General features: G+C 36.7%; 14 protein-coding genes. All 14 read left to right on the top strand.

Annotated features, from left to right (window positions below; all coding sequences use genetic code 11):
• Nucleotides 1-251 precede the first annotated feature (251 nt).
• A complete protein-coding gene (locus PHE24_04260; GenBank protein ID MDD4902326.1) occupies nucleotides 252-662 on the top strand; it encodes a very short patch repair endonuclease in 411 nt (136 codons plus the stop codon).
• 1 nt (nucleotide 663) lies between these two features.
• Complete coding sequence (locus tag PHE24_04255) at nucleotides 664-1,743, top strand: DUF262 domain-containing protein (protein MDD4902325.1); 1,080 nt, start codon at nucleotides 664-666, stop codon at nucleotides 1,741-1,743.
• A gap of 5 nt (nucleotides 1,744-1,748) precedes the next feature.
• Nucleotides 1,749-2,261 (top strand): hypothetical protein, encoded by a 513-nt coding sequence (locus PHE24_04250; protein MDD4902324.1) that lies wholly within the window; start codon nucleotides 1,749-1,751, stop codon nucleotides 2,259-2,261.
• Between the two features lie 326 nt (nucleotides 2,262-2,587).
• Nucleotides 2,588-3,907, top strand: coding sequence for a DNA methyltransferase (locus PHE24_04245; GenBank protein ID MDD4902323.1), 1,320 nt, complete (start codon nucleotides 2,588-2,590; stop codon nucleotides 3,905-3,907).
• Nucleotides 3,908-3,912: 5 nt separating this feature from the next.
• Complete coding sequence (locus PHE24_04240; GenBank protein ID MDD4902322.1) at nucleotides 3,913-5,775, top strand: Z1 domain-containing protein; 1,863 nt, start codon at nucleotides 3,913-3,915, stop codon at nucleotides 5,773-5,775.
• On the top strand, nucleotides 5,768-6,250 hold the full coding sequence (locus PHE24_04235; GenBank protein ID MDD4902321.1) for a hypothetical protein: 483 nt from the start codon (nucleotides 5,768-5,770) through the stop codon (nucleotides 6,248-6,250). Before PHE24_04240 ends, PHE24_04235 begins: the two co-directional genes overlap by 8 nt.
• An 827-nt stretch (nucleotides 6,251-7,077) precedes the next feature.
• On the top strand, nucleotides 7,078-7,527 hold the full coding sequence (locus PHE24_04230; GenBank protein MDD4902320.1) for an SRPBCC family protein: 450 nt from the start codon (nucleotides 7,078-7,080) through the stop codon (nucleotides 7,525-7,527).
• Between the two features lie 73 nt (nucleotides 7,528-7,600).
• Nucleotides 7,601-8,356 (top strand): hypothetical protein, encoded by a 756-nt coding sequence (locus PHE24_04225; protein MDD4902319.1) that lies wholly within the window; start codon nucleotides 7,601-7,603, stop codon nucleotides 8,354-8,356.
• Between the two features lie 205 nt (nucleotides 8,357-8,561).
• Nucleotides 8,562-8,921 (top strand): hypothetical protein, encoded by a 360-nt coding sequence (locus PHE24_04220; GenBank protein MDD4902318.1) that lies wholly within the window; start codon nucleotides 8,562-8,564, stop codon nucleotides 8,919-8,921.
• A gap of 175 nt (nucleotides 8,922-9,096) precedes the next feature.
• Nucleotides 9,097-9,516: a DUF2178 domain-containing protein gene (locus PHE24_04215; GenBank protein MDD4902317.1), complete on the top strand. Its 420-nt coding sequence runs from the start codon at nucleotides 9,097-9,099 to the stop codon at nucleotides 9,514-9,516.
• Between the two features lie 11 nt (nucleotides 9,517-9,527).
• Nucleotides 9,528-9,716, top strand: coding sequence for a helix-turn-helix transcriptional regulator (locus PHE24_04210; protein MDD4902316.1), 189 nt, complete (start codon nucleotides 9,528-9,530; stop codon nucleotides 9,714-9,716).
• Between the two features lie 89 nt (nucleotides 9,717-9,805).
• Nucleotides 9,806-10,171 (top strand): hypothetical protein, encoded by a 366-nt coding sequence (locus PHE24_04205; GenBank protein MDD4902315.1) that lies wholly within the window; start codon nucleotides 9,806-9,808, stop codon nucleotides 10,169-10,171.
• A gap of 557 nt (nucleotides 10,172-10,728) precedes the next feature.
• Complete coding sequence (locus tag PHE24_04200; protein ID MDD4902314.1) at nucleotides 10,729-11,391, top strand: PAS domain-containing protein; 663 nt, start codon at nucleotides 10,729-10,731, stop codon at nucleotides 11,389-11,391.
• Between the two features lie 60 nt (nucleotides 11,392-11,451).
• On the top strand, nucleotides 11,452-11,829 hold the full coding sequence (locus PHE24_04195; protein MDD4902313.1) for an STAS/SEC14 domain-containing protein: 378 nt from the start codon (nucleotides 11,452-11,454) through the stop codon (nucleotides 11,827-11,829).
• Nucleotides 11,830-11,852: the final 23 nt, after the last annotated feature.

Genomic DNA, 11,852 nt, shown 5'->3' with positions numbered 1-11,852 from the left:
CCATTAATTTTTTTATGTAGTGGTGGGCGGTGGAAACGGATGACAGCTTGAAGTTCTTTTTTATATCCTCCAGAGTAGGGGAGTAGCCTTTCCGATTTTTGTAGGATTCAATGAAGGTTAAAACTTGCTTTTGTTTTTTTGTCATCATATAATATTTTCTAATTATTTTCTACTTTATATTAGTTTTCCACAACCTAACAATATTATACCATAATAGAAAATAATTAGAAAATATTTTTAATTTGTTTTTTATGGCCGATGTGTTTTCTAAGGAAAAAAGAAGCGAAATAATGTCAAAGATACGCTCTAAAAATACAAAGGCGGAAGTTTTGGTATTTAGAGAATTGAGAAGGCGCGGAATATATTTTCAGAAGCATTATAAAAGAGCGCCCGGTTCGCCGGATATTGCTTTACCGAGAAAGAAAGTAGCAATTTTCATAGACGGCGATTTTTGGCACGGCTATCGTTTTAATAAGGAAAATAGCCGGTTGCCTAAAAAGTATTGGCGCGCTAAAATAGAGGGAAACATAAAAAGGGATAGAAAAAATCGCTTATTATTGCAAAAAGCCGGATGGAGAGTTGCAAGAATTTGGGAGCATAAAATAGAAAAAGATTTCGAAGAAACACTATTAAAATTAATTAATTTTTTAAATACGAAATAATATGCCAAAAACAAAAGAAAGAAAGGAAGAGAATTCTTTAAATCAGGAGCTTGAGTTTAATCAAGCTCCGCCGAAAGACATTTTTGCTTACAACGAGCTTCGTTCTTGCTCTGATTTATTTCGAATGTATAAAGATGAAATTTTGGAAATTCAGCCTGAATTTCAGCGAAACGAGGTTTGGTCTTCTGCTTTTCAGACGCGTTTTATAGATTCTCTTTCTAAAGAGCTACCAATACCTAGTATGTGTTTTGGATATGATAAGAATAAAAATAAAATGAAAGTAATTGATGGCTTGCAAAGGATGACCTCAATCATAAAATTTTTAGATGAAGAAAAAGAATGGAAAATGTCTGATCTTAGCGACACTGATCCTAGAATATGTGGCAAAACTAATCATCAGATTAGGAAAGAAAGTCCCAAAATTTATGATGGAATTAAAAACTTGTCATTGCCTGTAACATTTTTAAGAGTGGATTATGATAAGCGCGATCACAATGAATATCTTTATGTTATTTTTCACAGATTAAATTCGTACGGTCAAAAATTAAACAATCAGGAAATAAGGAATTGCATATACAGTGGCCCATTTAATTCTCTTTTAAAAGATCTTAATGAAAACAAGGAATGGAAAAAATTGTTAAGTATAAAAAATGATATCAGATTTTCAAAGGTTGAGTTAATTTTGAGATTTTTTGCTTTCCACGATGATTATAAAAATTATGACGGAGTTTTAAATCGATTCCTTAATGAATATATGGGAAGACACAGGTCTGATAAAGATAACGGTTTAAAAGATAGAAAGCAGTTGTTTGAAGATGTTTTGTCTTTAGTATTCAATAAAATTACTGACAAAAAAACTTTATCTAAAACGAGCAATGCATTTGTTGAAGGGTTGTTTTTCGGTATTTCCAAAAATTTAGCATATTTAAAAAAATTAGACGATAAAACGTTAAAGGAACTTTTTCAAAAAATGAGCAAATTAACGGTGTTTAGAGAGGATAATTTACGGGAAGGTGTGATGAAAAAAATGAAAGTAGAAGAGCGGTTAAACGCAGTATTGTCGGTTTTTTCTAGTAAATAGATTTTATGACTGTTATCAACATACAAACTGTTAGGTCTAGCATAAAAAAATTGGAAAAATTGTCTGACGGCAATTATCTTGATTTAGAGCTGGCTTTAAAACTGTCAATATCTGAAGCGGGCGGATGGGTTGAGGAAAAAATTCATTGCATAGTTTTTTGTTATATTGATAAAACTATAAATAAAGTCACTTTAGCCAAAGAGGTTAAAGAAAGAGTTCGCCATAGGAGCTTTGGTTTTTTTTATGATGATTTTAGAAAAAAAATAGGTATGATATTGAGTGAGGCGGAGATAATGGCGCTGGAAACAAAAATTAACATAAAATTTCCTCCAGGGTTAAATCATTTTAAACAACTTCTAGGAGAGCTGTCTAATGAGAGGAATAATTGCCAACATTCTTATATTCGGAGCGGAAGAAGTGTTATTAGGTTTGGTTTTTCTCAAATAATTAGCAAGTTAGATGAAATTAATAGTGTTTTTAAAATAATTAAGGCCTTTGTGCATAATAAAAGTTTGTAGTTTTTTTAAATTTTCCGCCCGGCCCGCAGAAGCTGAGGCGATTGGGGGCCTTTTTTCGGGGGGCTTTTATCCTGTCTTCGGCCTAATGCTTTTTTGCTCATTTCACCTCTGGCTGGATACATTTTTTTCTCTCACTTTGCTTGAAATTAGGCTTTTTGACTTTCTTTAAAAAAAGTTCGTATGTAGTTCAATAATGAGAGCTCTCTAGGGCGCAGTGTTTATGACCGAGCCCCCTTAAAAATCACTCAATTGGGGTGATTTTGCATTATTTTTATTGCTAGTGGTATAATCAATATAGTTATAATTTTTGGTAATTAAAGAAGATTATGCTAATTTTAGGTACAAAAGATATAATTAAGACGTTTGAGGCTGCTAAACCAGTAATTGTTTGGTCTTTTAAGGACGTTACTCGCGCGGAAACTACCGCTCTGACACATAGTTATCATAGGTATCCAGCAAAATTTATTCCAAATATAGTTGAAAAACTAATAAATGATTTTACAAAAGAAGATGATTTTGTGCTCGATCCTTTTGGGGGGTGCGGGACAACGCTTGTTGAGTCGAAAAGATTAGGGCGGAGAAGTCTTTGTTTTGATATAAATCCCGTAGCTAAATTTATAACAGAAGTGAAGGTGACCCCGATTAATCCCATAAAATTAGATGAAGAATTTGAGAAACTTCAAAATAAACTTTTAAAAAATAAAAAGATTTTTTATAATTATCATCTTAAAAACGAGAGGATACTTTACTGGTTTGATAAAAAAATAATCACAGAATTAGATTTTCTTTATTCCAAGATAAAGAGTATTAAAAATGCAAAAATAAGGAAATTCTTTTTATGCGCTTTTTCTCATAATTTAAAGAATAGTTCAAAATGGTTAATGAAAAGCATTAAACCAACAATTGATAAAGATAAAAAAATACCACCTGTTTCAATCAATTTTCTTAAACATTCCAGGTCGATGATTAAAAAGAACGGTCAGTTTTACTCATTACTTCAAAAGAATAACAGTCTAAAGACTTCCGCAAAAGTTTTGCTTAAAGATTCGACGAAGAGATTTTCGCTTAATGATGAAGTGGTTGATTTAATAATTACTTCTCCTCCGTATGTAACGTCTTATGAATACGCAGATTTACATCAGCTTTCTTTACTCTGGTTTGGAAGTGATAGAAATAATTTTAGTGGTTGGTATAATTTTTCTAGCAACCTTAAAGATTTCAGAAAAAAATTCATCGGGACTAGCTACAAGACTGAGCAGGAAGGGGAGATTGGAAGTCAAATTGGTTTAACGATTACCAAGAGGCTTGGTGAAAAAGATAAAGCTCTTGCGAAAGACGTGTCAAATTATTTTATTGATATGAATTTAGCCTTCAAAGAGATGTACCGTGTTTTAAAAATCGGTAAACATGCATGCATCGTGATTGGAAATACTGAGCTTAGGGGGGTTGCTATATTAAATGCGGAAGTGGCAACAGAGCAAATGCTTAAAATTGGTTTCAAAAACCCCAACATAATTAAGAGAGAGGTACAAAACAAAATGATTACCCCATGGAGGGATACAAATACTGGAAAATTTACTAATATAAAGAATCCAAATAAAAAATGTGCTTACGAGTACGAGTATGTTTTAATAATGGAAAAATAATTTATATGTCAGATTTTAATTTAAACGAATTACGACAAGACGCTGTAAATAATAATCGTTATGAAAGGCGTTTGGCCAAACTTGTTTTAAAGGGCCAGGAAGTTGATAAAATTAAAGATGTTGTTGAGAGTTCTGTATCCAATACCAAAAATGGACAAAGGTCGTTTGTTATATATGGTGAACCTCAAAGTGGAAAAACGGAAATGATGATTGCACTAACAGCAAAACTTTTGGATGTTGGTTACAAAATTATCATTATTTTACTTAATGATAGTGTTCAATTGCTAGGGCAAAATCTTGAGCGTTTTCAAAGATCAGGTCTTTCTCCGTCCCCTAAAAAATTTAGCGAGGTCTTGCCACCAGAAGTTAAGATTGGAGATCATCAATGGGTTATTTTTTGTAAAAAGAACTCGAAAGATTTGCAAAAGATTATTCAAAAGCTGGATGGGCATTTTAATCGGGTAATTATTGATGATGAGGCTGACTATGCAACACCAAACTCCAAGATTAACAAAAAAGAAAAAAGTAAGATAAATGAGTTAACGGAAAACTTGATCGGCTCTGAGGGAATTTATATCGGCGTTACGGCAACACCGGCTCGCTTAGATCTTAATAAAACTCATCAAAATCAGAATGAATATTGGATTGATTTTCAGCCGCACTCTAATTACACTGGTCAAGATATTTTTTTCCCAGTTTCCACAGAAAATCTTCCGTACCGGTTGACTTTTTTACCAGATGCAGGTGATGACCCAAAATATTTGCGAGATGCTTTATTTAGCTTTATTGTAGACGTTGGGTATTTAAACACTTTAGTTAATGATCCAGAAAAAAATTACTCAATGCTTGTTCATACAAGCAGCAAAAAGGCGGACCACACGGTTGACTATAAACAAATTGTCAAAACCTTTGAAGCGTTAAAGGATAAGGATGACCAAAATCATGAACCATACTTTAAAAAAATATGGGAAATTGCTAATGAGAGATATTCTGGATATGAGAATGAAATAACTAAGTACGCGATAGGGAATATAGACAGAAACAATATTGTAGTGATGAATAGCGATAAAGAAGTTAATGTTGCTGATAATAGGACGGCCACTGATCCAACTGCCCCCTATACCGTAGTAATTGGGGGAAATATTATTTCTCGAGGCGTGACATTTAATAATCTTTTGTCCATGTTTTTTACGCGAGACGTTAAACATAAATTACAGCAAGATACTTATATACAGCGAGCCAGAATGTTTGGTTCAAGAAATGATTACTTGAAGTATTTCGAGTTAATAATTCCAAAAACTCTTTATCTGAATTGGCAAAAATGTTTTATTTTTCACAGATTATCTCTTGAGTCTCGAAAACAAGACAAGCGATCTCCTGTTTGGCTTGATGGTGAAAGAATCACTGCTGTTTCGGCAGCCAGCATAGACAAGACAAATGTTGTCGTGGATAAAGGGGAAATGAGTTTTGAACTTTTTAATTTTGATGGCGAAAGCATCAAAGAAATTGTTGAACAAAGCAGTCAACCAATTCAAAAGGTTAAGGCATTGTCAGAGTTGGTTGGTAAAAATTGTTTACCCAATTATTTAATCAGTTATATTGAAAGTTTCTGTCCGCTTGGTGATGACTCTTTGGTGGTTCATGCACCAAAGAGTATAGCGGGATATACCGAAAAAGAAGGGGAAATGGATAAGAATACAATTACCCGTTCTAAGGGGTTTATCGGTGACAGGGAAATGGAATTAACAAAATATTCTAACGCAATTCATCATATCAATATTCTTTATAACGAGGTTGGCAAAGCCCGTATTTTTTATAGGTACAGGGGTAGTATTCGTTTTTTAAAGACATCAAAAAAAAATGATTAAAGAATTTGAGTTTTATCATGGAGCAGCCTTGGTAAGGTTGCTTTATGGAGCTGATCAGGAAGTAGTTATTGAATCATTCCCGAGCGAAAGTAATGCTTCTTATATTATAAATAAAAATATAGGCCTCTATATTAAACATTCTGCAAAGAGGATGTCTCCTTGGAGGTTTAGTTTCTCGCAAGAACATAGGGATGAGATTTTAAAAATGAAAAAAATGTTAGACAAGGTTTTTTTATTGTTAGTCTGCGGGGAAGATGGAATTGTGTCTCTAAGCTTCGATGAGTTTAAAAAAATTGTTAATGAAACAAATGGTCTCGTTGAATGGGTGAGCGTCGTTAGAAACAAAAATGCAGAATATGCAGTGGAGGGCTCTGATGGTTTTCTTGGTTATAAAATTAGTAAGAAAGAATTTCCAGGAAAGCTATTTGAAAGAAATACAAATATTGAGAATTCTGTGGTCGAAAGCAGGGGGTGATATAATAAAACAGGATATCATGTATTTAATAAATAATATAAAATAATATGAATTTTGATTTTATTGGTAGTGTGGCTATGGAAATTTAATTTAGTTAACGCTATTTTTGGCGAGGATCTATTTGCGATATGGATTTCTTTGTCTGTTTTGGAAATTATTTTTTCATTTTTAATTTATAAATTGTTAGTGTTAAATTTCTTAAAGAATAAGTTATTTACTATTCTCTTTTCGGTAATTATTCCCTTGTTTGTTTTTTTGGTGGCAACTGGTTGTTTTTTTTGGTGGATACTTGAAGATTTCTCGATAGTTGGCGGACCAAGTTTTTAGGCGGTGCTTAATCGGATATTGTTTAGAAGTTTTTATTTTCAAATTTTACGCCCCGCCCCGCAGGGGCTGGGGCGATCGGGGGCTTTCTTCGCCGCTTCGCGGCGAAATCTTTTTTTTTGGGGGGCTTTCATCCGGCCTTCGGCCGGATGCTTTTTTGCTCATCCCGCCCCTGGCGGGATACTTTTTTTCTTTTCCTTTTTAAAATTCAGCGTCGGGGTTTTCTTTGAAAAAAGTTCGGATGTAGTTCAACAATGAGAGCTTGTAAAAATAATCCCGCCCCTCTCAAGGGGCGGGATTATTTTTACCATACTGCCGGAATCGGATGAGAAGCTTGTGCCCCGGAGCCCCGCTTGCTTGCAAACGGTATCAGGCGCAGGGGTAAATCCCTGCCTACCGGCAGGCAGGCGACCCCGGGAGCTAACCGATTTTAGCTAGATTTTATCGGTGCCTTTTTTCTGGCCCGAGTTGTGGATGCCCGAAATTTTAGGTATAATTTTTATATGAAAGAAAAAATCACTCTCCATGCCAAGTGGCTTATCAAGGCTCCTCTAACGGAGGTGTTTAACATGATGACTGACTTTGAAAAATGGCCTGAGTATTTTCCGCGCGTCGCGGAATCTATCCGAGTCATAAGGCAGGGAGGAAATAATTTGGAGATAGACGCGACCGTCAAATCGTTCGGCCAAAAGTTTCCGGTAAAAATGAAAACCCAGATCCTCCCTGGAAAGGGGTTTATTTCGGATAATGAAAGCCCTAAATTTGGAACTTCCGGCCACGAAGAATTGTTGCTCTCTCTACGTCCAGAAGGAACCGTAATCGATTACACCTATCAAGTTACCATCCATAAACGCTGGCTCCGTATAGTTGCACGGCCATTGATCGGCTGGTTTTCCATGAAATACTGGCAGAAAGCTGTCATAGATGAACTAAAAAAAAGACTCGAGAGATAAAATCCTGAGCGTCGTTCAGTCAAAAATGTTGCAGGCCATAAGGGATTTAATTGCTGTAATCATAATCAAGCATATGAAAAAAATAATCGCATTGTTGGCGCTCGTAATAGCCCTTATTTTTATTCTTGGCGTGAATTTTGAACATGGCAGTTCTTTGGCGGATTTTCAGGACGAGCTATTCGCGAAATATAATTCTGGCGCAGCAATAACGCCGGCAGACATTCATCGGCTGGAATCAAACAGATGGATTAGTTTGGCCTACTTTTTGGCTCCGAACAATATGGTCGTCAGACAATACTGCTTAATTGATTTAATTACCAATAATCCGAAGAACGAAAAAAAGATAATGAGTTTGGCGGACAAAATAGGCTCGGACCATGTTTGGCTCGAGGGTTATAGCTATTGGCTTTATACCAAGCCTTTCCTGGAAAAATACCAGGAAAGATTCGAAGCGGCAGAGATCAAAACATTCATCAAAGAGATTGATTCAAATTTTGTGAAAACAGCCTATCTGCGAGGCGATAAATTATATCCAGCTCCTTTCGGCGATCTGCGGGACGTTCCACTGGAAGATTCTCTTCAGAACGGCACGCTGTCCGCAGAAATCTCTATTGGAATAATCACAAAAAATAATGACGTCTATTACATTAAGGCCGCGCCTTTGGGTTTTAATATGCACACCTCGGAAAAGGACGCGGAAATAAAAATAGCAAATGGCTGGCCGGAAAATTTCGCGTTCTACGAGGGTTATGATAAAAAGTATAAGAATTTTTTTCTGGAACTGCTCGACATGATAGACGGAAGGAGATTGTTTTCTTTTTTGCAATAACAAAGAAGTTTCGGGGTCAAGTATTTTTACTAGATTTTGGTTTACTCCAGGCAGGATTCGAATTATCGCTAAGGGGGCCGTTTTTTGGTAGAATAATATAAAGATTAAAATACGATTTATGTCAGAAGAATTATTTTTTATCCTTGGGATTGTAAATAATCTATTTTTGATTTACATCTTTTGGATCCGGGAAAAAATGACCACTTTGAAAAAAGTCGGGAAATTTTATTTTATTTTGGCGATTCCGGCTGTCTATGGGATTCTTTTGGTTCAACAAGAACATAAAACGGTGCGATACAGCATCTTTCTGGGGATTTTTTTAGCATTCTTGGCTTTGGAGCTTTTATACGATTATATTTTGAAGATTCCTTTCCGTGAAAATTTGAAAAAGCACTGGAAGTCGGCGATACCTTACTTAGCCCTTTATTACGCGATGAATTATGGATTTGTGGTGATGGTCTGGAAAAACTATTCCCAAACAGGAGGAGTTATCATGCTTGGGCTTTTTATTATTCAAATAATAGTGAATATACGCACGCATTCCCCCGCATCACGAAAGAATTAACTTTGGCGCGCGAATAAACGCTTTCTTTTGCTTTAATTTTTGCATAAAATCCAATTTTTTTAGTTGGATTTTTTATATTATTTTTATTGTGGAAAACTATGCCCTTGACAGTTATGTTAGAATAATCTAACATTAGGTTAGATATGTTTAACCTAATAAAATAAATAAAAATTTTATGGAAAATCAAAAAAATGACAAAAAAAGATTTTTAGCGATGGTTATTCTCCTTGCTTGTTTAATCGTTATCATTGCGGCCTGGGGGATGTTTGATTATTTGAACAATGGCCAGAAATCGGGGCTTGGCGTCTTGGTTATCGCTTTGATCGTAGCGGCATTCGGTTTCAGATTTATTAAAATTAAATATAACAGCCTTAAGCAAGGAGAGCCGTTAAAAGATGAAAGATCGAGAAAACTTGAAACTAAAGCCGGAGCTTACGCTTTTTACATCGGCATTTACTGGCTGCTCGGCTTAAGCCTGGCGATCGACTTTTTCCATTTAAGCATTCCGGCTGATTCAGTACCGAGCATCGGCATCGCCGGCATGGCTATAATTTTCGGGTTGGCGTATTGGCATTTAAACAGGAAAGGGGAGTAATGTTAAAAAATATGGAAAATAGAATTAAAGAATTAAGGGCCAAACATAACTTGACTCAAGAGAGCTTGGCTAAAAAAGCCGGGGTCAGAAGAGAAACCATAGTTTTTTTGGAAGCCGGAAAATATAACCCGTCTTTAAAATTGGCTCATGATGTGGCAAAAGTTTTGGGAACCACGATCGATCAATTGTTCATTTTTTAAAATAAAACGGAACTGCAACGGCGGCAAGTGGCTAGACATCCTGAAATGTGATAAAATTTGATCAAGAATTATCAAGTAATTTAAAGTTTATGGAAATTACCTTATTTTTGGCGAGATTTTGGGGAAGCCTTTTCATGATCCTTGGCGCAATGTCTGTTGGCGCGAAGCTGTTGGGCAGAATCATCGAGTATACTGAAGACAAGACCATTACTATTTCAACGGGTTATATTACCTTTTTATTGGGCTTGGCTACTGTCGTTGCTCATAATGTCTGGGTGGCCGATTGGCGAGTCGCGATCACGATTTTGGGCTGGGTTACCTTATTCAAGGGGATTGAAAAAATCGGGTTTCCTGACCGCGTCAACAAAAAAGCCCAGATGTTCAAGGGCGGGCAGGTGCTCTGGGGCGGCGTTATATTCCTTATCGGCGCTTGGTTTTTTTGGATGGGTTTTTAATAGATAATTCAAGATAATGTTTATTCACTAAATTTTTTATATGGCGACAAGATTAAACGCGATCGGCACCAGGAAGAAATCCCACTCTCACAAAACCAAGAAGCGGCTGGAAATCAAGCGCTTGATGCTGGAGAAAAAAGCGGCCAAGAAAAAGAAATAGAATTTATCGATTAAGAACACCGCCTTGCGCGGTGTTTTTGGTTTTTGCCTTGGCAAAAGTCAACCCCGGGAGGTGTTTTTTTGCCTCCGTTTGGAACATTTCTTGAAAGTGTGCTATACTGTATCCGTATTGATAGTCCAATTCATATGTTCTTGGCTATAGTAAAGCTGGAGGCGCAAGAAAAAGCAATCGCTCGCGGATTTTCTAATTTTCTAAAACTTTAACGAAAGCGCTATTTTTAATAGTGCTTTTTTGTTAACCCCGATAGGAATAATCCCGCCAGGGCAAGATGCCGCTCCTGCGAGGAGAGGATCTCTATCAGGGCGAGGGCCGAGACAGGCCTGAATAAAATTTCCGCCAAAGGCGGATCCGCTTCGGGCGGTAAAAATTAAAAAATATGAATAATGACAATGTCAAAAAAATTAAGTTGGGAGAATCCAGGGAGCTTGCCCTGCATCATATGGCGGCGCTAGTCGAGGTGGCCAGAGAGTCATTTCTGATCCTTGATTCCGATCAGCGGGTAGTTTTGGCAAACCCGATTTTTTACGAAACTTTTCAGGTCACGCCAGAAGAAACGGAGAATAAATTGATTTATGAATTAGGCAATGGCCAGTGGAATATCCCCGAACTGAAGAAGCTGATGGAAGAAATTTTGCCAAAACAAAAAGTCGTAAAAAATTATGAAGTTAGCCATTTTTTTGAGACAATCGGGGAAAAAACAATGGTACTCAATGCCAGGCAGATAGACTCGGTGCAATTGATCATTTTAGCCATTGAAGATGCTACTGCCAGCAAGGAGCTTGAAAAAAAATTGGCTGAATATACCAGGGGGCTCGAGATCAAAATAGCCGAACGGACAGCCGAGCTCGCCGCCCGGGTTAAAGAATTGGAATCGGTGAATAAAAGCATGGTGGGGAGGGAATTGAAAATGATGGAGCTCAAAAAAGAAATTGCTGACTTGAAAAAAAGGATTAAGAACGGAAACGGCAAGAACGGAAACGGTAAGAACGGAAACGGCAACCACAACAATGGAAACGGGAAAAATCATAACGGCAAGTAAGATAAAAATTCAAGATTAACGGCTTTTTGTCTAATAAATTTTAAATCTACCATCTAAAATATGGAAAATAATCAAAAATACGCATTTAAGATCTGGTGGGATGAGAAAGAGGGAATTTTGCGGGAGAAACCGAGCGGCGAAATCGATGAGGCGTGCGCGAAAAGCATGGTGGAAGAGCTGTTAAGGGCAGCCAATGCCAGGCCGGGCAAGATTTTGGTGCTGACTGATATGTCCGAAGGAGGTTCGGCTTCGTCCCGGGCCAGAAAGATCTTTGCCAAAGAGCTGAAAAACGAAAAATACGCCAAGCACGCGTTCTTCGGCTTTACCATATTCACTAAAGTTCTCGTATCCTTTATCGCGCGTTCGGCGGGCGTAAAAAATGTCGGTTATTTTGCCACCGAAAGAGAAGCTCTCAAGTGGCTGAAATCAGCTTCTTAGAATTTTTTAGTTCATCGCGCGCT

This window comes from Patescibacteria group bacterium (assembly GCA_028707065.1).
Lineage (GTDB): Bacteria > Patescibacteriota > Patescibacteriia > Patescibacteriales > WJLG01 > JAQTUZ01.
This window is presented reverse-complemented; position numbering and strand designations above follow the sequence as displayed.